Below are 20913 nucleotides of genomic sequence, written 5' to 3' on the forward strand. Positions count from 1 at the left end.
GGGACCGATCAGCTCGGTTGCTACTAGACCGGCCACTGGTAGCCGAGTTTGTGTAGGTGCTCTGCGAGGCGTGAAGATGCTTGCTCTCGCCTACGTTCCAGTTGCACAAGCGATGTCTTGTACTGGTCACCCCACGCCAGGTACGTGTCGATCAGTTGATTGCGTTCGTGCGCCACTAGCCTCATGACCCCAGCGACGAGATCTACGCCGATCCTGTCGGGGATAAGCGCCTCCACGGCGTTTTTCGAGCTGTCAACGTTGGTTACGGTCTCGCTTCGCAGTTGATCGAGGTCCTTCTGATTGCGCGTCCACCAGTCGACGAACAGGCCCTTGAGCTGTTCGTCGTCCAGAATCTTCCAGGTAATCAGTGCGTGGCAAAATCTTTCGGCGAAGTAGGTTTGAGTGTCTGCCGGTTGTTGGCTGATGAGAACGCTCTGCTCTCGCTGGAACTCCTGAAACCAGTCGCTGACAGCGGTTGCGAACGTGGCCTCAGTCGCCGCGGTGAGCGTCGGGATGGTGGCGGCAGTTGTATCGCACCCCTGGAGTGGGAAATCGAGATGTCTGGGTTTGCCGGGCACGAAGAGATCTCGCAGGTCGATCCCAAACGCGGCGAATTTGCTGCGCTGCGCCTGGATGTCTTCGGCAGGTACTCCGCCGCCGGTCAGCAAGGTGTCGATGCTCGGTCTCGTATGGGTCAGAGATCGAGAATCGACATAGAGGCCGACGTTGAGATTGAAATCGTTGGCTGCAATCTCCTCGATCGGCACCAATCGCGCAAAATTGCTGATCTCTCGACGTTCGCGAAAGGCGGTCGCGATCTTTTCTATGTGGCTGGGTGCCAGATGGTTCTTCGAACGATCCACAGCGAATTCCTGCTGGGCGTTTATGAATAGCACCTCGCGCTCGCTGGACTCTGCGCCAGTGGTTCCTCGCAGAACGAGAAGGCAAATGGGGATCGATGTCCGGTTGAACAAGTTGGGTCCAAGCCCGATGACGGCTGCGATTCTGCCATCCTGGACGATTCTGCGACGGATCAGTCCTTCGGCCCCGCCGCGAAACAGAGCGCCGTATGGAACAGCCATGACACCCGTGCCGGCAGGTGCCAGTGAGGCCAGGACGTGTTGGACGAACATCAGGTCCGCCTTCCCGCTCTGACCGTACTGCGTTTGTTGAGGGACGCTCAGCATCTGCTGTTGGTATCGCAAACCGAGCGGGGGGTCGGCCAGCACGCGGTCGAAGCGCTTCATGCTTCCACTGTCATTGAGGTGGCGCGGGTCGATAAGCGCGTCGCCGCGCAAGATGGATGCGTTGGTGATCCCGTGCAGCATCAGGTTGCGCTTCGCGATGGCGCACGTCTCGAGGTTTACGTCCTGCCCGAAGAATGTCAGAGACTCGTTGTTTGGTCCGGACCGCTCCGAGAGATAGGTGTGGGCGGCGGTCAGTAGGCCACCGGTGCCAACGCACGGGTCGTAGATTGAGTCGCCCGGCTGGGGATCAGCCAGTCGAACCATGAGCTGGACCAGAGAGCGCGGCGTATAGAACTCAAAACGCCTGTCTCTATCTGCGAAAGCGTCGAGAATTTGCTCGAATACTTGACCGGCTTCGTCGTCGAGCAGGGGGTCGTTATTTCCGAAGGGGATCTCGTCCACGATCGCTACCAACTGCCGGGCCGCAGCGTCACTCAGACCTGTGCGGGGCGCGATCTCGACAACCGGGTCGGTGAATACATCCCGATTGCGCGAAACCAATACTGTTACAGCCTTGTTCAGTGCATCAGTCGGTGAGCTGTCCATGGCCGCGACCACCCGATCCCACTGTGCTTCATCGGGGACCGTTAACCTATCGGGGTGCTCGGATGCCCACTTGAGGGCAAGCACAACCGAGATAACGCCCATGTACTGTGCGGTGTCCATCGCGCCTCGAAGGACATCGGCGGCCTTGAACACCTTCTGCGCGAGATCCGTGGTGTGCATTCTTACCGCCTGTCCAGGAAGTCATCGAACAACGCGAATTTGAGGACGTCGAGCCGGTCCGCGGTTTCGCGGTGTATGAGGGCGAGTTCATCGATGTCGCTGATCGCCGCGACCACCTCACGCTGGCGGTCCAGTGGCGGGACGACCACCGGTAGGCTGCCCAAGCTTTTCGCGTTGATGGACGGGACAGTTCCTCGACCCGCACGCTTGAGCATCTCGTCCTGCATCGACGGCGAGGACAGGTAAAGGGAAAGGTATTCGGGCAGTAGCCGGTTGCCGCGCCCGCGTACTCGGGCACACGAGGAGCTGTACAGTGCCCGTTCTAGGTTCGGACCGATCAGCGCCAATCTGCCGAGTGAGCCCTGGCGAACAAGGACGATGTCATCGCGCTGAAGTCGGAACCGTTCCAGCCGCGCCGCTTCATCTTCGGGCAGTCGGCGTAGCTTCCGCCAGTTCACGTGGTTCCATCCAACGATGTCCGAGGGACTCACCACGGGGACGCCATCGGGCTCGCTATCCAGTTTGCCCAGAAGCGATCCAGAGGGGCCGGGCGTGATCTCCACCAGATCCCTGAGGGCGACGTGCTCACCCTTAATCACGATGTACACCTGACTTCCTCGGTCGACAGGCCAGGGCCATGGCAACCGTCGCCATGGCCCTGGCCTGTCGGTTTATGCGCTACGTGGCCTGTTGCGAAGGTTGATCTTGATTAGCTCGGATGCCGTAGCGCTGGCCGCGACCGTGACGAGCGCACCTGCCACCGCTTCGCCGTACCCGGCGGCGAAACCGATAACAACGACGAGTACCACGACGATTACTCCGCACCAGGCGGCGCGTCTGTCGCGGCGGGGCAGATACCATGAACTGTTGAAGTGGGCAATTCCCATCGCCTACCGTCTTCCTGCTTGCTTTATTGCGAAGCGGGTCGGTCCGCATCGCCCCGCGCTGACGGCAATCTCCACGGGGCGATGCGGGATCTGTTGGACGAGAGTCACACTAGCACCGATGTCGTGCGAAGGAACCTTCGCAAGTGGCTTGATTACAGTCGACCTTCGCCGCAAAAAGGCGTCGCTGAACTCAGCTATCATGCAGTGAATCTTGGTATTTGGTGGTACAGGCTCGATCGATGTGCAAATACGGCTGCCGACGGAGCAGGCCGAGCGTCGAGCCAAGATGCTGACAGCGGTGATACAAGGACTGGATTCGGCCATTTTCGACGGGTTGGTCGTAGCTCCAGTTCTAGATTCGCTGGATGGCCTAGGGAGCCGTCGAGCACGACGGGATGCTGCGGAAGCCACGAGCGGGTGCCACAGCAACGATGGAGCATCCATCCAGGCGTGGGCATTCATAGCTTCGACGCACAGGGACAGTCACTGGAACCCGTGGATGATGGACGACCGGTCTGACGAACTCGCGGCCGCGGGGGGTCTTCAAGCAATGGATTCGCGCGGGGCCGGTCCTCAAGCTGCGCACCGCCGCCGACATTGACGCGTGGATGGAGGAGCGCGAGCGGAACTGGAAGGCTGAAGCACAGCGCTGCGAGGTCGCCCGACTCGCCCGCATCCTGACGGGCGGCGGGACCGCGAAGCGGCCAGAGCTTCTGGAGGCTCAAGCCTCTTTCCGGCACCATGCCGAAGAGCGCGAAGGGCCCGTACACCATGAAAACTATCTGCCCGACGAGAACGGACGCTGCAGATCGTCGGCGCTCGTCTATCTTTCGAGGTCGCGGCCGCGAATTTGGTGTGTACACGTCGTGATCCGGCGCGCTGCGGCGAGGCGAGGTCAGGCATCTCGTCATATCCACAAAGTGGATCCGGAGTCGTGGGCTCGGACGGACAATCGGCGTCATGGCAAGGTATTTGAAGGCGTGGCTGCCGGGTTGCGGCACCTGCGGTCGCATCTTCCGCGAGGTCGAAGTCGCTATCCGTGTACACGGCCTCAAGGACGAAACGGCAGCTGACACTGCTGCTATCGCAGCCCTGCGCGCCATGGCGAATGCCGAGGGCTGGTTTTTGCCGGCCAATTACGATCTGCACGACGAGACTGAGGTGCGGTGCCCCGACTGTGCCCGCCGACGACGGGCGACCGAGCCAACCGTGCTCTATCTAGTCTGGTCAGAGCGCCGCCGAGCGCTCAAAGTTGGTGTGGCTGGAGCGGTATCGACCAGGTTGAAATCCCATCGCCGACGGGGGTGGCGAGTCGTCGAACTGAACGGAAGTCAATGCCGATGGCTGCTGCCCCGGACGGATGCGCTCGCCGTCGAGCACGAGGTCGTCGAGCGATGGCGGAGCGCAGGCGTGCCAGTGGCGGAGGTGTGCAACGTCGCAGCCGAGAATGGTTTTACCGAGACAGCGTGCCTCGACGCAGCATCGGTGGAGGCCACAGTCGGATGGATTGAGGAGATGCTTCCTGAGGCTCTCTCACTAGGCGGCAGCTCCACCTCCTCATGAGAAGGTGGTCAATATCGTTGCCCGCGTTGATATCTCATGTTGCGGGAGTTCACCTCTGCGCATAGTGTGGTTCGCATTGCCGGATCGGCAGTAGTCGGGGATAGCGAGTGGTCTCGAAGAAGCGCGTGGAATAGTTGCGATATTGCTCGCTTTGTCATCTGGTTGCTCGAACGGAAGCAGCGGGAGCGGCATCGGGCCGTCCGAGCATCCGGGTAGTTCGTCAGTGGCTGGTGCAGGAAACAAGAAGCCGTTCAATCCGCCGCGGGTGTTCAATGCTTCGCCGATCTCCCAGAAGAGTCCGCTGAATCCCGTGAGCAGATTGGGTGAGTGCTCATCCGGTGACGGCCTCTTGTACTGTGCGTCCGGCGCCGGAACTATTTCGGCGATCGATCCGTCCGGGGATAAGCAGAAATGGACGACCAAGACGCAGTTGTCGCCCAATAAGAATGCGGGCCCGGGTGCGGAATGGAGCGCAGCGGCACCGGCGCGAACCGATGATCTGGCGATCACGGCATTCGGTGGCGTGACCAGAAGGCAGCGGAACATCGAAGGATCGAAGATCGCTCGAAATCCTCGCCGTGGATGCGTCGACGGGGAAACAGCGGTGGAACACCGTGCTCGACGTCGGCTCGGCACGGGTGGACCATCTCAGGATCGTCGGGATTAGTGCCGACTGGGTGGAAACCGAAAGCAGGCAGTCGCACTGGATGTAAACTCCGGTAATGATTTGCCGGATGCGCCAGTGGCGGCACCCACCTGGGCGGACGAATACCTAGGCATCACGAGAGAAGGAATTTACTTACCGACGAAGTAGAACGATGAAGCGGCCATAGGAGCTCTGCGGGCGGCGCCGCTAATCGAGACAACATCGGCGGGAAGGTTCTCGTCCTCGAGTCATCTGAGCGGCAGATGTCGCGGTGAGCCCGAGATCCCGTGCAGTGGTCCGAGATTCGTGATCCTTGTTTCCTGACGGGCACGCCTGATGGCGCGGTCGATTGACCCGCCGAGGGCCGGAAAGGCTCGAAATGGGACTGCCGGACAGGACGGTCTGATTGCAGCGTCAGTTCCGGTATGGCCGATCCGCTGGTGACATCTGTGTACCTGGGCGGACCGCACCCCACAACCGGGACAGGCCGCCGGGCCACCTGGCGTCCGCGCCCGCACCAGAATCCGGGCGTCCTCGTCGACAACATCCTCCACCGCCAGCGGATCCAACCCCGAAAACAATACGGCAGCAGGCACAGTCACCTCACCCACCGCAACATCGTGCCGTCAGCGCCTCTCCGTCACCACCGGAAGTGAGCCAGAGCCGTTATCTGGACAGACCCCTTTGGGCGAATTCGCTGGCGTTGCGATGCCGAATCGTGCCGAGAGGTCATTGATCATGCGGTACGAAATCGCTGGTAATTGCGGGAAATTTGACATCAAATTTGGCATCACGACGAGACACAACCACCCGACACAGGTGGGACCACACGGACGCTACGGACGGGTGGGATTCCGCTGACCAGTGCGACTTGGACGCGACGGTACATAATGACACGTCTAGGACCGTTTCCCGTTGGCTCATAACTCGGCGATTGCTGCCACGTTGAGGGTAGTGGGTGAGTCGCGATCGAGCTGGCGAGTATTGACCATCACCCAAACCGCTGTTCCTTAAGGGCGAGTGTGATGCGGCCGCGGGCGTTGATTCGCCATCGGCCGCGGGGGCGGCTGGCGATGATCAGGCCGCGGGATTCGAGTTGGGCGAGGGCGTTTCGGGTTCGCCAGGTGGTCAGGGTGGATGACTGTTGGATCTGGGCTGCGGTGAGTGTTTTGTCGGGGTAGAGGGCGGCCAGGACAGCCACCTCGGCGGGGGTCATCGTCCGACCACCTTCGGCATAACGGTTCGATGTCTTCCCGATGTCGTGCCGCTTGGGCGAGGGACGTCGAGATGGCCGCCTCCGGTGAGTGAGAGGCGCAGGGAAGCAGGGCTTTTCGGGTGGCTGTCGGAGTAGAAGCCCCAGCAGGACCAGAGGATGACTGTGGTGCAGAGGGCGACGATGGACAGCAGTGCCCATGAGTCCCAGGACATTACGACCTCCTACAGGATCGGCCTACGGTGTGATCCCGAGTAGAAGCCCTGTTCAGGCGGGTACGGCTTGCAATTGGATGACCCACGAGAATTCGTCAATCTGTGCACGGTCTGATCCAGAATCGTGGACAATCGGACCCAGAGATCCTCATTGCTTCACCCAAGAATTGGCCTGTCAGCCATCCAAACTCGGGAGCAACGCTAATGAGTGGCAAGAATCCGACCACGATTCCTCGTCGGCAGCTCGGTCGGCAACTTCGTGAGATGCGGCAGGGCGCAGGGCTTTCCATTGCCGATGCTGCGAGGCTCATTGAGCGCGGGGCAGGCACGCTACAGCGTCTGGAGAAGGGGGAGAGTCCCAGGATTCGGCTGTTGGACATCGAGGCGCTGTGCAAGGTCTACGGGGCGCCGAGGGGCAAGATGAGGGCTCTTCAGGCGCTCGCGAAGGAAGCGGATGAGCGGATGCGACCTGTGGATGAGCGGGCGTGGTGGCATCGTTATGACGATCTGATTCCGGATGACTTCGAAACGTACGTGAGCCTGGAATCGGCTGCGGCACAAGTGATCATGTATCAGTCCGATCTTGTACCAGGAGCTGTGCAGACAGCCGATTACGCGCGAGCGTTGGACGGGATCTTCTTCGGCTCGGAAACACCGATGCAGATCGAACAGCGCATTCAGGTACGTATGCAGCGGCAGACGGCGATGACACGCCGTTTGTCTCCAGTGGAAATGGACTTGATCCTCGACGAGGCGGTGATTCGTCGGGTAGTCGGGCATCGGAGGGTGATGGCCGCTCAGTTGCGGAAGCTCGCTGATGGTCCGGCAAATGTCAACGTCCGAATCATCCCCTTCAGTATTGGGTTCCCGCTTGGAACGGCCCCGGGGCCATTCGTCATCCTTCGGTTCCCGAACGACCCCACGATCAACGAGCCGATTGAGCCCACAACGGTCTACACGGAATCCTACGGCTCGCGGCTCTACTACGACGATGGTGCAGTGGTGGAGCGATTCATGCAGGCGCACAATGGGCTTGGCCGGGCAGCACTGAACAGGGCAGACAGCAAGCATCTGCTCCGACTGGTAGCGAAGGAGTTCGAAGCGTGAAAGATCTGATCGAAGCACGTTGGTTCAAAAGCAGCTGGAGCGCCGGGGGTGAGGCCTGTGTCGAAGCTGCTCATCTACGCTTCGGTCGGGTTGCGGTGCGGGACTCCAAGCTAGGAGAGTCCAGCCCGGTCTTGGTCTTTGATGGCCTGGCCTGGGACCGCTTTACTCATGCCGTACAGGCTGGCAGCTTCGATCAGCCCTAGATGCTGGCTCGGAGTGCCGATTCGACGGATGCCGGTTCTAACCGCTGAGGCTGCCCCCAAACCTCTTGGGCTAGTGCGAGTTTTCCTAGCAGATTCGTGACCAGGGCGGCTTCTTGGTCTGGGGGTCGGTTGCCTTCCCGTAGCACCTTGGCGTAGCGGACGGAGTCGACGATGACGGACTTGATTCGCTCGTGGCTTAGGTAGATTCGAAGGTCGGCTTCCCAGCGGCCGGCAGCCGCCTCGGGTTCGGCTATTGCCCACTGGCTGAGGAAGGTCGCGTATTCGTCTGGCTGGTAGCCCATTTTGTGGAGGTGGGTGGCCACGTCGTAGACAGGGTCGCCGTACAGGGCGAGTTCCCAGTCTAGGAATACGACTTCGGACCCGTTTCGGATGATCATGTTCTTTCGGTGGACGTCGGCGTGGACCAAGCGGAACGGGCGGGCTTCTAGTGTCCGCCAGCCTGTTTCGATGGTGGCGAAGGGATCCTCGGGTACACCGAGCTGTCGGTAGAGCGGGCCGAAGTCGTTGTGATTCTCTCGGAAGACCCTGCGTGTCACGTCGGAAAGCTGGTTGGCGAAGGCGAAGGGGTCGTCGGAGAGCGGGCGTGGGGCGGTGGGCAGTAGTTTGCGGGGGATCGTGCGGAGTTCTGCGAACAGGTGGGCGACGTGTCGGGGGACGCACGCCGGGACTGCCTGGCCGCGGGGTGCGATGTGGTCGAGCAGGTCGCCGTCGATGTGGTCTTGGAGTTGGTAGGCCGGATTCGTGGATTCCCAGCGGACTCGGGGTGCGGCGGAGACGAAAGGTTCGATGGTGCGGAGGACGTGGACTTCTGGCCACAGGCGGAGGTCCATCACGTCGGCGCCGTCTACGGGGATTCGGACGTTGACCGGGCCGGAGGGGGATTCGACGCGGATGTTGTGGTTGTAATAGCCTGCGGCGGAGTCGGTTCGGGAGATGGCTTCGCGGTAGTAGGCGTCGGGGTCGATGCCCAGGACCTTGGCGAAGATGTGCTGTGCCGCGCGGTCGAGGTCGAGATCTGGTGTTGGGGCCTGGATTCGGGTGAGTGCCCGAGCGGCGGCGAGGGAGACCGCGGGGTCGGACCATCCGAACAAAGCCAGCACGGCGCGGGCGAGGAGGACGAGGGCCGGGTAGACGTTGGCGGCTTCGAGTTCGGAGACTGCCCACCGGGCTCCTGCCACTGCTTCGGCTCGCTGGCCGCGGCGGGCGTGGACGCCGGATCGGAACAGTTCCGCGCGGGCCCGGCCGGAGCGATAGCCGGCGCGGTCCAGGGTTTCGCAGGCGTCGGCGAAGGCGCGTTCGCCTGCGTCGAGTTCGCCGAGCGTCAGGTGGGCGATGCCGAGTGCGGTGTGTGCCTTGCCGAGTTCGTGGAGTGCGCCGAGTTCGCGCTGGATCGTGATGGCTGTGGCTGAGGCGGCGATGGCCTCGGCGGGGTTGGTCAGGGCGAGTAGCTCGGCTCGGTTGGTTGCGATGTTCGCTTGTCCAACAACGCTTCCCGCTGCGGCGTACTGGGTGTCGGCGTCGGTGAGATACCGTGCGGCTGTGTCGGTGTCGAAGGCCATCCGGTAGGTGAGGTGTCGCAATCTGGCTATGTTGCCGAGGAATTCGTGATCGTCGGCGCCCGCGAGGTCGCTGAGCCGGTCGCACAGTTCGACGGCCTGCGCGAAGCGTCCCTGGCACATGTGCAGATCGGCGGCCCACAAGCCCGCGTCGAGCCGAACGCGACCGGCTCCGTTCGCCCACAATGCGGTGTACATGGCCAGTGCGTCGTCGGTGCGACCGAGGATGCGGCGGGCGTTGGCCGCGGCGAGAGCCAAGCGTTCGGCGATTGGTCCGGTTCGGTCCGTGGTGATCGTCGCGGTGATTTCGTCGGCTTGTTTGGCATCGCCGAGAAGGATCGCTCCTTCGGCCGCCAAATATCGTGTCAGTTCACGCAGTTCGGGAGTATCCGATCGGTTGGCGCCGTCGGCGGCCAGGAACTCATTCAAGTCGACGCGCACTGCGTCGATACCGTGCTTACCGCCAGTCGCTGCGATGCGGTCCACATAGTCGAGTAGCGCGACGGCCGTCAGCGTCCCGGCGCGCAACCCGTGGTAGCAGGCCTCGAGCAGCGCGGCGGCGCGGTCGGATCCCGAGTTCGCGCGGTCCCGCCAGAGGCTGTGCAGCACATCGTGAAGCGTAACGGCTACCTCGTTGTCCAGGCGTTGCCGCAACGCCGTCACCATGAGCTGGTGCAGCTGGAAGCGGCCTTCGGCGCGGTCCTGCTCGGCTGGATGGACGAACGAGTAGCTGATCAACGACTTCCAGGCTGGAAGGTGGGCCGGGAGCCCGAAAGCCGTTGCCACGCGGGTGAAGATCTCGAAGTCGCAGACTCGGGGGAGGCCCAGCAGCTCGAGTGTCCGAATCTCGTCCGGTCCGACGTGCTGGAGGAATCGCTCCAGGATCGCTCCAGGCGAAACCAAATCGGGGGAGGTACCGACATAAGCCCGTGCATCGATCGCGAGATGCAGGTAGAAGGGGACGCCGGCGCTCGCGGTGGCGATCGATTCCCGCTCGTCCGGATCGAGCACACCGGAGGCTTCGAGGAGACGGTGTCGATCGGGAATTGTCAGGTCGTTGATCGCCACCGTCTCGATGCGGTCGGTCCATTCGCGGTCATGCCGCTCCCAGCCGAGTGGTTCCCGGCTGGCGATCACGACCAGCCCCTTGTCCAGCTGCGCCACGATGTCACGGAGCCATCCGTCCGACACCGCGGCCCGGCCGATCCGGCCGATACCGCCGACCAACGCCTCGTACGCATCGAAGAACGCGACATAGGGTGGACGCTCGGAGGTGTCCTCGGCGAGATCTGCCGTGAAGAGGTATGAAACGGCGGCTTCCAGCTGGCTCAGTGTGAGCTTGTCCAGCTCCTGAAGAACCTGATCGTGGCGAATGCGATACGACCGCTTTGCTTTTCGGGTCCCGATTTCCAGTAGACGAGCCGCGGTGCCGAAGACTGGGATACCCGTCGCATCGTTGAGGATCTCGGTGAGCACCTCGCTGTTCTGCGCGAAGGCCAGCGACTCGAAGCTGACCCGCAGGTGTGGGTGTAGCCGCTGCCATAACACCGCATAGGCGATGTCGAATCGGTGGAACTTGATCTTCCGGGAACCAAACTGCGACCGCAGCACTGCCAGTGCTTCGATCGACTGGCGGTGGCTCGGCACCTGGAAATCGACTATCGCAGAAGGGTGTTCAGCGGCGGCCCGTGCACGGAGCTCGGCCAACAGCCGTGACTTGCCGATCCCACCGACTCCGGTGAGTAGGAGGACTTTCGGCGTGTCCGAGGCGTTGGCCAGCAACTGATCGAACTGGGCAATCGCGTTGTCCCGGTTGACAAACGGCCGGTCGATCGCGCCCGGTCGATAGCGTGCGATCAGCGCCATAAGGCATTCCCCCTCGCCCTTTGCACAGTGTGATTGTCCCTGAAGATCAGTTCGAAAGAGTGGGGTTCAGTCATTTCACACGCGACAATTTGTGGCTAACAAACCAACCGACCGGAACTTGTGGCTAGCAGAGGAATTGCGTCAGTCTGTTGGAATGTCGCTCGTCAGGGAGCGGCGGTCGTCGCAAGCGAATGGGGGTCTCGCGGTGGCACGTAGAACCGGTCATGACCGAGAAATACGCCGACTGAAGGCAGAGAAGGTGTTGGCCACGACGGGTCCGACGTCGGCGCGGGCCAGGAACGTATTGGGTGGGCTGCTCGCCGACGGGCGTCGCGGTTGGTACCTGCTCGTTCGAGACGCGCAGGTACCCGCATCGGGATACGCAGACGCATTTCTTGTCGGTACCGGTGGCGTCTTCGGGCTCGTGTTCGATGATGACCTGCCCGAGGCATCCGGCCTCCACGACATCGAAACTCACGCCGAACTACTCTTTTCCGATCTCCCAGTGGGGAACAACCGCAACGTGTTCGTACCGGAGACGATCGAACTCGTGCTGGTCACCGCACCGCATGCCCGGATACGACCCCGCGGCGATATCCGTCTGGTCAGTGAAGTGGACTACCAGTCGCTGTTCAAGAGTGAGGCACGCCTGGATCGCGGCGTCTCCGGTCGGATCGCGGAGATGGTCTCGGCGCGCGATCGCGGGTACACATTGCTGTCGCTCGACGAGCCCGCGGCCCAGAAACCATCGGACGACGTTGGACTGATCGATCCCGAGCGACTGCTCGAGGACGAGCGCGCGCAAGCACTCGGAAAGCCGTTCCCGACCTGGATGACGTTCCTCGACCCGGCCCAACGGGCACTCGTGGCAAGGAATTACAACGGTCCCGCGCGCATCGCGGGCCCGGCGGGAACCGGCAAGACGGTTGTCGCGCTGCATCGGATGGCTAGGCGAGCTCGGAAGACCACCGGCAAACTGTTGTTCACCACCTTCGTAAAGAACCTGCCGAAGTGCCAAGAGCGGGCCTTCGTGCAGTTGGCCCCTCCCGACGTGATGGATCGGACCGAGTTCACGAACCTGCATTCCTGGGCCCGTGAGTTCATGAAGGGACGGGGCGAGCCCTACGAGACTCGAAGCCCTCTCGCTGACAACGCCTTCAACCTCGCCTGGTCGCGTGTGGGAAGTCGTGGCCCGCTCGCGGAGATCGAACCCGACAACCGCTATTGGCGCGACGAGGTCGACCGGCTGATCAAGGGCCGCGGTATCCACGATTTCGACGAGTACGCGAAGCTCGATCGTCGCGGCAGGCATGGCAAACTTCAAGGTTCCGCGAAAAAGGCTGTGTGGGACCTGTTTTACGAATACGAGCAGATTCGCCAACGTCAGAGATTCCTCGACTCCAACGACCTCATTGCCAATACCCTGATCGAGCTGCGGAAGAATCCACTCGACGAGCTCTACGACATGGTTGTCGTCGACGAGGTGCAGGACATGTCGGTGCTCGGACTGCGACTCGTGCACGCCTTGACCGGGGATGCCCCGAATGCGTTGCTGCTGGTCGGCGATGGGCAGCAGAAGATCTACGCGGGCGAGTGGAAGCTCTCGGACGCCGGCATTCCGATCGTCGGTCGAGGCGAGTTGCTTCGGGTCAACTACCGCAACTGCGATGTGGTTCTGGCGCTGGCCGCTTCCCTCGAAGGAAGGACGAGAGTCGATGACCTCGATGGCGATGCCGGTATCGCCTTGAGTCGCTCCGAGACCGTGTTGCGCGGCGGAGTAGCGGAAACGTGGAGTGGCAGCGACGAAGAAGTCGAGGAACAGATTCGGCTTCAGTTGAAAGTGATCGCGGCAAGGGGGATCCCGTTGTCCGCGACGGCGCTCCTCACGCTGACGAACCAGGAGACGAAGCGCTATTGCGCGGCATTGCGGCGTTGGGATGTGCGGTTCCAGAATCTGGAGGACTACGTCGGTGTAGACCAGGAGGTTCTCAAGATCGGCACTGTCTATCGCGCCAAAGGACTCGATTTCCGGGCGGTGCTTCATCCGTTCAACTTGAAATCGCTTCCCGCGGAGCCACTCAGCGATGCCGGTCGCGATCGCGCCGATTTGGTGACCAATCAGCGATTCGTCGCCATCACGAGAGCCCGGGAATATGTCTGGCTTGGGCAGGTTCAGGGGTGAGATCGGCGCTCGGTCCACGGACCGAGTGGTCGTATTCCTAAGTTGTACAACGTAATTGAATTTCGCGCTGCTACAGTCGGGGCGCTGACCGACGTCGCGCGGTCGCCGAGTCCAGGGGATGAACATCGTTGAGCGTTGAGGCTTTCGAGATCAAGAAGCCGTTCCTGCGTGGCCTGTTGGAGCAGGCACGTGAGGGGCAGATCCAGCTGCCGGAATTCCAGCGCGGATGGGTGTGACCAGAATCGAACATCCGCGGCCTGTTGAGCTCTGTGTCGCAAGGGTTCCCTGTGGGCACGCTGATGATGTTGCAAGCGGGCGGCACGACTCGGTTCAAGCAGCGGCCCATCGAGGGAGTCGAGCTGTCCGGCAACGTGATTGCCGCGCAGCTGCTTCTGGACGGACAGCAGCGAATCACCTCGCTGTACCAGGCGTTGATGCTGGACACTCCGGTAGTGACCGTCGACGGGAAGGGACGGCGTATCGAAGGCTGGTTCTACGTTGATATGAAGGCTGTCCTGGGCGATGACGTCGACCAGGACGAGGCATTTCGATTCATTCCTGCCGACCGCAAGCTCAAGGCGAACTTCGGACGAACCGAGCTGGACCTGTCGACGATGGACGACGAGTGCAGAGCCGGACTGTTCCCGATGCGGCAGGTGTTCGATGCCGACGATTGGGGTTTCAAGTTCACGGAGCTGAACGGCTATGAGCGTGAGGCTCATGTGCTGTGGCAGACCTTCAACAAGCGGTTCATCAAACAGTTCGAGCAGTACCTGGTGCCGGTGATCGAGCTGTCCGCAACCACTCCCCGTGAAGCTGTCTGTCAGGTCTTCGAGAAGGTCAACACCGGCGGTGTCACGCTGACCGTATTCGAGCTTCTGACCGCGACCTATGCGGCGGAGGAGTTCAACCTTCGCCAATACTGGGATCAGTGCCGAATGCACTGGGACGACGGCAAGTTCCGTGTTCTGTCCGAGGTAGCTGAGACCGACTTCCTGCAAGCCGTTACGCTCCTCGCCACGTATCGACGACGCGAGGCGGCGGGTGTCTCCGACGGGCCGCGGATTGGGTGTCGGCGAGTCGACATGCTCCGGCTGCCGCTCGACGACTTCAAGAAGTGCAGCGAGGAGATCGTGAACGGTCTACTCGGTGCCGCGAAATTCCTCCATCGCAGGTACATCTTCGACGTGAAGTTCGTGCCGTATGGCGCCCAGTTGATTCCGCTGGCCGCGATCTGTGCCGCACTCGGAACCGCCTGGAACACCTACGAAGTGCAGCAAAAGGTGACGCGGTGGTACTGGTGCGGCGTCTTCGGTGAGTTATACAGCGGCACAACCGAGACCCGGTTCGCGCGAGACCTTCCCGAGGTCGTCGATTGGGCACTGGGCCGGACCTCGATCGAACCTCGTACGGTGTCGGAGGCCCAGTTCGCTCCCGGCAGGCTCCGGACTCTGCGCACCCGAAACAGCGCCGCATACAAGGGCGTCTACGCTCTGCTGCTGGCCGGTGGCGCGCGAGACTGGTGCAGCGGCAACCAGATCAACGCCGCCACCTATGTCGATGACGCCATCGACATCCATCACGTCTTCCGCAGTCGTGGTGTGCCAAGCAAGGGCTCGATCGTGCGCTCTACGACTCGATCATCAACAAGACCCCGTTGTCGGCCTACACCAACCGGCACATCCTCGGTGGCGCCTCGCCGTCGAGCTATCTGAAGAAGTTGTCGAAGATCGGGGCGATCGACGAACCGACACTTCGGTCACTGGTCGCCACTCACCTCGTCAACCCAGATCTCCTGGAGCACGACGATTTCGAGTCGTATATCGCGCAACGCGAGCGGGTGCTACTGGATCTGATCGCTACCGTGATGGAACATGGCATTGCTCCGGTCGAGGTTCTGCAATCGGCGCCGCCGGCCGAACTGATCGCCGGTGGCGAATCGCAAACGGTCGAGTTCAAGGCCTCGGCGTTCCTGGATCTGAAGACGATGCAGGCCGAACCGCAGCGCAAGCACATCATCGTGAAAACAGTCTGCGGACTGCTGAACTCCGATGGTGGGTCGCTGTTCGTCGGCGTCGAGGACAGTGGCACCCCTGTTGGATTGAGCCGGGACATGGCGTCGATCGATGTCGGCGACCTCGACAAGTACGAACTGCGCTTGCAAGAGCTGCTCAGGAGCCACTTGTCGGTCACAACCGCAGCGAACGTTCGAATGGTTTTCCCCGAGATCGACGGCAAGCGTGTGTGTCAGATTATCGTCGCTCCGGCTATGCGGCCGGTGTTCGTTAAGGCGACCAAGGCGGTCGGCGGCGATGGCAGGACGGAATTCTGGGCGCGTCGCGGAAATGCCACGACCTTGCTGCAGGGCGATGACATGGAGCGGTACAAGGAAGAGCATTGGGGCAAACACGGTCTGCCGCTGGCAATTTCCAGCCAGCGCCCGGGCGTAGCCCAGGAGGCAGCGTTCGAACCGAATCCGGATTCGCCCGAGTTCGAGATGATATCCCAAGATCTGACCGCGGTGGCGCAAATCATTGACGGTGAGTTCACCGTCCGTGCCGGTTCCCAAGCGCGACCGGTGTGGGCCGGAGGTAATCACAGCTATGGCCCGCTTCGGAAGCAACTCGAGGATATCGGTGTCATATTCGTGACCAGCGATGGTCGGCATGCGGTCTTCACCCGCGACTATGTGTTTCGTGCTCCGTCGGCCGCGGCTGCCATGATTGTCGGCAGGCCGACCAACGGGCGTCTCGATTGGAAGGTTCGGGGGAGCGGTATTACCTACGGTGCTTGGCAGGATGGGCAGGGCCGCGGGGCCGGGCTTGGTGCCGAATAGTCAAGTGGTGTCGGAGGACTGGGCGTCTCCGGACGCGTAGACGCGACCCTGGTTCGGCGTAGCGGGACAATTTCGATCAAATCGAGACATGCACCGTGACTTCCCGTGCCGAATATCCACTATGCGCTTCTTCTGGCCGAATCCCATTACGACACAGGTTGTCACCGCTGCGGGCTGGACCCCGGCCCGTAGGATCGACATTTCGATGTGGGTCGACCGTCTCGAAGGGGAGGGCTATGAGGTGACTGCGGCCGCGGCCGCCATCCTCGAAGGTTTCGGAAACCTGGCCCTTCATGTCCCGGAGACTCCCGACGCCGGTCTGCACGCCGAAACACTGTTCTTCGATCCGGTGGATGTCGGGAGTGGGATGTACGAGCGCTACGCGGATCTCGAGCTGAGCATCGGCCATCGAATGACCCCCCTTGCGGTCAACTCGGCTGGCACCGCCTTTCTCCTGATCCTCGACAATGGAGCTGTCGTATCGGACGGTCCCCGTGGCCTCCATCTGCTGGGCAGCACTTTCCCCCAAGCCTTGGATCTCGCTATTCGGCGTCACCGATCCCCGATCGCGATGCTCACCTACAACCACACCCGCCCACGCCGACCCGTTCGAGTGTGAATCTTCATGGCAGGGGACGCTATCGCTCAGTCGGCTCGCAGACCGAGGAAGTAGTCGCGGACCGCTGGGTCGAGTATGAGGTCGGTCAGCTCTGAGATCCTCGCCAGCTGAGCGGCATCCAGCTCGTAGTCGCCGACGAACTCCTCGATCGCGATGTCGAGGATTTCGACGGCGGCATCGAGACCGATTCGGGTGACGTCGAAATCCTCGGACAGAGTCTCGGTCGTATTGTCGAAACCCATCAGAATGAGCTTCATTTCTCCACGCTCCTGCTCCGATCAGCCGGTTTGGTCTGGACGCCGGTCTCGGGATCGAATTCGCCGAGATGGCGCTTTCCGTCTTTGCTGTAGACCTCGACAGTCTTGTGCTGGTAGTCCCACTCGTAGATCTTGCCCTTGCCATCGACCCACCTGGGTCGCCGCCCTCCACCACCCTGCACCGGTGTCTTCGGCTTGGCGGTCTTCGCGTCCGGGAATGCCTTGAGACTGCCGGGTGCGGGTTCACGCATGACTTGTCGCCCGCCGCCTGGGTTCTTGCTGGCCATCGGTGTGACCATGTGCGCGCGAGCGTCGCGGGTGGCGTCGATGACGCCCAAACCTGTGAGTCCCGCGCCTGCGGCGATGACTCCAGCGGAGGCGATGTTGATCGGAACCCCTGCGACGGCACCGATACCCGTGAGATCGAGACCGGCTCCGAGGACTTCGCCACCGCCGCCGAGAATCATGGTCGCGACACCGGCTGCCGTAGTCGCCATGTCGATCCCCATTCGCAGCGGATCTTGTTGGATCGCATTGCCATAGGAAGCGACGATGTTGACCAGGTCGGCGGCCACGTTGTAAAGCACTATGCCGGCGTAGCGCGCCGCGCCCTCGGTAACCTGTTCGAGCGCAGCGACGTCCGCGGCGACCAAGGTGGCGAGGGCGTCGGCTTCGGCCTTGAAATTGTGCAAGACCGTGCGTATGTCGTCGGCGACACCGTCGTGGCCACCGGTGAACAGGTGGACGACACCCTTCAACAGCGACGATGGCTTCGCGATCTTGGCAGCCAGATCCTTCAACGCCTGATGCACCGAGTCGAGGTGGTCGGCGTACTGATCGAGTTGGCCCGCAAGGGTTGTGCACGATGCCGCGGTATTGGTGAGCCAGTCTCGGAGCGCTGTGATCGCGGCACCGATCTGCTCGCCTTCGGTGATTTCCTGCATCGCTACGGCATTGGACGGACTGGTGAGACCAGCTGCGGCGCTGGTACATTCGGCGCTCATCGCGCGCCAGTCGGTAGCGGCCGCGCGCAGCTTGTCCTGGTGCCCGTTCGGGCACACGATGCCGACCAAGGATTCAATAGCCTTGGCGAAGAACGGTTCCCCGCCACCGCCTTCGCTGGTCGGCGGGTACTTCACCGCGAGCGCCGGTGTCGGGAGCGGGAATTGGATGACGCAGGCGTTGCGGGAGTTGATGTCCGACGAGCTGTTGGCGTTGCCGTGATTGGCGCCGCATGCTGTGACCGCATCGCCGATGCGAGCGGTGCCGTTGACGAGATTGGTCAGCGCGTCCATCAGCTGGCGGCCGGTCTTGTCCACGGCGTGGGCGAGCACGACCCCGGCAGGATCGTCACCACACATGCCACCACAGTCGGAGAGGCCGGTCTGCAGCGCCGACAGCTGAGTGGAGACGCCACCCGAGACGGTGATGAGTGCAGCGCCCGCCGCTGTCAGTGCATCCGGAGAAACGGTCGTGGTTGGGCTCATACGTCGAACATCCGGGTGTTCGCACTGGTCGCGTTGCCGTAGTTGCCGTGCGCGGCGCGGGCGGCAGCCTCCAGCTGCTTCAATCCTGTGTGTACCGCCCGGGCGGCATTGATCCACTCTCCGTGCGCATGGTCGTAGGCCGCAGCCGCCTCGCCGGTCCACGAAGGCTTCAATTGCTGTGCTCGAAGTTCGAGCTCGGTGAGGTGGTCGGTCAGGTATTCGGCAAAAGTGCGAATCCGGGTGGTCACCTGATCGATGTGATTCAGGTCGACCGAGTAGTCATTGCTGTTCACGGCAGCTCCAGTGCTTCCACGCCGCTGGCGACTGCGGTATCAGTGGCAGACAGGGCGTCCGCGGTGATACCGAGTTTCCCAGCCAGCTCTAACAGGGCTTCCCATGCTTCGACGGCTCCGGCGTGCACTTCGTTCCAGCCCGTGCCGTACGAGTCGGCCGCTACCCCGGTCCAGGAACTCCGCAGCCCTCGCACCTCCCTGTCGAGGGTCGCGGTCGCCTCCCGTAACTGTTCGGCGACCTGGTACGCGATCCGCCCGAAGACGCGCACATCCTCAGGCACGATCTCGAAATTCCCAGGACCAGCCGGTTCCGATCCAACCCCCATCACTTCCTCCATTCCCGCGCGGGCGAGCATAGCGCAACACGGCAGCAATCATGCGTTGGTTGGTAGAGGGCGATCAGGTGAACATGTCGGCTGGTCGTTGGCGTGTTGATGTGGTCGTCACGACCCACGATTGAGCGCTGCGATCCTCAGAACGGAGGTTCGTCCGCCAGCGTGCGCGATGTACCCGGCGACACGCACACGAGGCACTCGTCCACGCGGTTTCCGTGTCCGCAGATCCGTTGCGGAGGAAAGTCGTCGCCATTGCGTGGCCGGCAAAAACCCTCGGGAGCATGGGTCTTCCAGAGGCGAAACGCGCAGTTGTAGCAGGTCACATGGAGATGCCAGACGGACGTGTCGTCGGTGACGACGTCCGCGATTTCCGGAATCAGGACTCGGCATACGGTATGGATCCGGTCGGTGCTGGCGTGGAGTTTCGTCGGTCGATCGAAGTCCACCCGCCGACCGTCGACATTAGGTAGTGAGTGGCGGGTCCAGCCCACCACGACGAGAGCTTGTCCAGGAAGGATCGAGCCGAATCCCGGTCGGTCTGGGGCGAGGGCCGGTCCCGCAGTCGCTTCGGCGGCAGCAGCGTCGTAAAGCTCGGTGCGCCAGACATCTCCGTCAATGATGCGCTCGAGATAGGCTGCGGGCTTCTGAATTGTCTTGGGTACGAGCCCTTCGGCCCGCAACTGAGCCAATGTCCTGAGCCGTGATGGCTCCCCGCCTCGAAATCCGGCCGACTCCTCACCCTGGGCCATGATCCACTCCCTCGATGCACCGCCAGCCAGTCCGCCCCTTGCCGGCTCACACCCTCAGTATGGCGGCGGCCTCACAGCCTGGCTGTCGAAGTGCATGAATGACTGAAGGATTCGAAGCCTCAGAGGCTGTCGGTTCAAATTCCGTATCGGCGTCGGATGTGGCGTGGCAGTGCGAAGGGGTTCTGGTAGTCGGGGTCGTCCCACGGTTCGGGTGCGGGGGTTTTCGGCGGAATCGGCCCGCCGACGGCGGTCGACACAGTGCTGTCCTGTTGCGTGGGCGAGGGGGCTGCTTCCTCGGCGATGAGGAAGCGGAGGATCGAGGAGACTGCAGGATCATCGGTGAGTGGTCGCCGATGATCGGCAACCTGCTCCTTCGCCTGGTCGAGTGCCTGCGAGTGCGCGAAGACGATCGTCTTCGCGAGAGCCTGGTCCGCAAGCTCCAACCCGGTGATCCGGCCGTCGGCCGCGACTTCGATCCGAACCCCTGCGATCTTGATCGTGCCGCGGATCCGGTCGATAGCCTCTTGAGCACGGCGCGCCTTCTGCGCGATCTCCTCGAACCTGCGCTGTGCCGAGCCTGCCACGTGGGACTCCTCCGGATGATGGACGGTTGTCGGAAATTCGGACTGTGTGGCTGGGGCCCGAGGTACCCCAGTCCGTGATAGTTCGTTGCCGAGAACCAGATTTCCGCATACGAATCTCTGGCTATCGGCGAGTCGACCGGCATCGACTCCGGCATATATGCACTCACCCTGGCGGCTGCGAAAACCTCTGTGTCTCTCCACTTCTCCTACACACTGGATCCAGACACCGGTGAATGCTCCGTCACCGGTGGTGATGACGAGGTCCGTGACAATCTCACACGGTTCTGAGACGAGGCCCGGACCTTTCTCAGTGACTTTGCC

The 20913-nt window shown here is 62.1% G+C and carries 17 protein-coding genes; 7 read left to right on the forward strand and 10 right to left on the reverse strand.

Translation table 11 applies throughout. The features are described 5' to 3' along the window. Positions 1 to 23: 23 nt before the first annotated feature. Together ACFXHA_RS35270 and ACFXHA_RS35275 are read right to left on the reverse strand one after the other, a co-directional pair. Complete coding sequence (locus ACFXHA_RS35270; protein ID WP_379363960.1) at positions 24 to 1973, reverse strand: N-6 DNA methylase; 1950 nt, start codon at positions 1971 to 1973, stop codon at positions 24 to 26. A 2-nt stretch (positions 1974 to 1975) separates the two neighbouring features. Beyond that, positions 1976 to 2581, reverse strand: coding sequence for a restriction endonuclease subunit S (locus tag ACFXHA_RS35275; RefSeq protein ID WP_379363962.1), 606 nt, complete (start codon positions 2579 to 2581; stop codon positions 1976 to 1978). Between the two features lie 1239 nt (positions 2582 to 3820). Here ACFXHA_RS35275 and ACFXHA_RS35280 point away from each other — a divergent pair. Then, positions 3821 to 4423, forward strand: a complete 603-nt coding sequence (locus tag ACFXHA_RS35280; RefSeq protein WP_379363964.1) for a hypothetical protein — start codon at positions 3821 to 3823, stop codon at positions 4421 to 4423. Positions 4424 to 6060: 1637 nt separating this feature from the next. On the opposite strand, the gene ACFXHA_RS35285 is transcribed toward ACFXHA_RS35280, so the two are convergent. Beyond that, on the reverse strand, positions 6061 to 6285 hold the full coding sequence (locus tag ACFXHA_RS35285; protein ID WP_379363966.1) for a hypothetical protein: 225 nt from the start codon (positions 6283 to 6285) through the stop codon (positions 6061 to 6063). A 416-nt stretch (positions 6286 to 6701) separates the two neighbouring features. Between ACFXHA_RS35285 and ACFXHA_RS35290 the strand changes: the two genes are divergently transcribed. Both ACFXHA_RS35290 and ACFXHA_RS35295 read left to right on the forward strand, forming a co-directional pair. Then, the gene (locus ACFXHA_RS35290) at positions 6702 to 7604 is read left to right on the forward strand and encodes a helix-turn-helix domain-containing protein (protein WP_379363968.1); all 903 of its coding nucleotides are present in this window, start codon (positions 6702 to 6704) and stop codon (positions 7602 to 7604) included. Next, positions 7601 to 7807: a DUF397 domain-containing protein gene (locus ACFXHA_RS35295; RefSeq protein WP_379363970.1), complete on the forward strand. Its 207-nt coding sequence runs from the start codon at positions 7601 to 7603 to the stop codon at positions 7805 to 7807. The genes ACFXHA_RS35290 and ACFXHA_RS35295 overlap by 4 nt, the downstream gene beginning before the upstream one ends. On the opposite strand, the gene ACFXHA_RS35300 is transcribed toward ACFXHA_RS35295, so the two are convergent. Further along, positions 7804 to 11250, reverse strand: coding sequence for a phosphotransferase (locus tag ACFXHA_RS35300; protein ID WP_379363972.1), 3447 nt, complete (start codon positions 11248 to 11250; stop codon positions 7804 to 7806). The two genes, ACFXHA_RS35295 and ACFXHA_RS35300, sit on opposite strands and share 4 nt — an antisense overlap. Positions 11251 to 11509: 259 nt before the next feature. Between ACFXHA_RS35300 and ACFXHA_RS35305 the strand changes: the two genes are divergently transcribed. From ACFXHA_RS35305 to ACFXHA_RS35320, 4 genes are all read left to right on the forward strand, one after another. Then, positions 11510 to 13432, forward strand: a complete 1923-nt coding sequence (locus tag ACFXHA_RS35305; RefSeq protein WP_379363974.1) for a UvrD-helicase domain-containing protein — start codon at positions 11510 to 11512, stop codon at positions 13430 to 13432. A 248-nt stretch (positions 13433 to 13680) separates the two neighbouring features. After that, positions 13681 to 15147: a DUF262 domain-containing protein gene (locus ACFXHA_RS35310; RefSeq protein WP_379364369.1), complete on the forward strand. Its 1467-nt coding sequence runs from the start codon at positions 13681 to 13683 to the stop codon at positions 15145 to 15147. Next, positions 15090 to 16268 (forward strand): DUF4357 domain-containing protein, encoded by a 1179-nt coding sequence (locus ACFXHA_RS35315; RefSeq protein ID WP_379363976.1) that lies wholly within the window; start codon positions 15090 to 15092, stop codon positions 16266 to 16268. Before ACFXHA_RS35310 ends, ACFXHA_RS35315 begins: the two co-directional genes overlap by 58 nt. A 121-nt stretch (positions 16269 to 16389) precedes the next feature. After that, the gene (locus ACFXHA_RS35320) at positions 16390 to 16887 is read left to right on the forward strand and encodes an SUKH-3 domain-containing protein (RefSeq protein ID WP_379363978.1); all 498 of its coding nucleotides are present in this window, start codon (positions 16390 to 16392) and stop codon (positions 16885 to 16887) included. Between the two features lie 26 nt (positions 16888 to 16913). Here the strand turns inward: ACFXHA_RS35320 and ACFXHA_RS35325 are convergent, their stop codons facing one another. The 6 genes from ACFXHA_RS35325 to ACFXHA_RS35350 form a co-directional block, all read right to left on the reverse strand. After that, positions 16914 to 17144, reverse strand: a complete 231-nt coding sequence (locus ACFXHA_RS35325) for a hypothetical protein (protein WP_379363979.1) — start codon at positions 17142 to 17144, stop codon at positions 16914 to 16916. Next, complete coding sequence (locus ACFXHA_RS35330) at positions 17141 to 18505, reverse strand: colicin E3/pyocin S6 family cytotoxin (protein WP_379363981.1); 1365 nt, start codon at positions 18503 to 18505, stop codon at positions 17141 to 17143. Before ACFXHA_RS35330 ends, ACFXHA_RS35325 begins: the two co-directional genes overlap by 4 nt. A gap of 122 nt (positions 18506 to 18627) precedes the next feature. Then, on the reverse strand, positions 18628 to 18924 hold the full coding sequence (locus tag ACFXHA_RS35335) for a WXG100 family type VII secretion target (protein ID WP_379363983.1): 297 nt from the start codon (positions 18922 to 18924) through the stop codon (positions 18628 to 18630). After that, on the reverse strand, positions 18921 to 19205 hold the full coding sequence (locus ACFXHA_RS35340; RefSeq protein ID WP_379363985.1) for a WXG100 family type VII secretion target: 285 nt from the start codon (positions 19203 to 19205) through the stop codon (positions 18921 to 18923). Before ACFXHA_RS35340 ends, ACFXHA_RS35335 begins: the two co-directional genes overlap by 4 nt. A gap of 191 nt (positions 19206 to 19396) precedes the next feature. Beyond that, positions 19397 to 20008 carry a hypothetical protein gene (locus ACFXHA_RS35345; RefSeq protein WP_379363986.1) on the reverse strand — a complete coding sequence of 204 codons (612 nt, stop codon included), beginning with the start codon at positions 20006 to 20008 and terminating at the stop codon, positions 19397 to 19399. A gap of 134 nt (positions 20009 to 20142) precedes the next feature. After that, positions 20143 to 20592: a hypothetical protein gene (locus tag ACFXHA_RS35350; RefSeq protein ID WP_379363988.1), complete on the reverse strand. Its 450-nt coding sequence runs from the start codon at positions 20590 to 20592 to the stop codon at positions 20143 to 20145. Between the last annotated feature and the right edge of the window lie 321 nt (positions 20593 to 20913).

The sequence above is a fragment of the Nocardia sp. NPDC059240 genome (assembly GCF_042753865.1).
In the GTDB taxonomy this organism is placed as follows: domain Bacteria; phylum Actinomycetota; class Actinomycetes; order Mycobacteriales; family Mycobacteriaceae; genus Nocardia.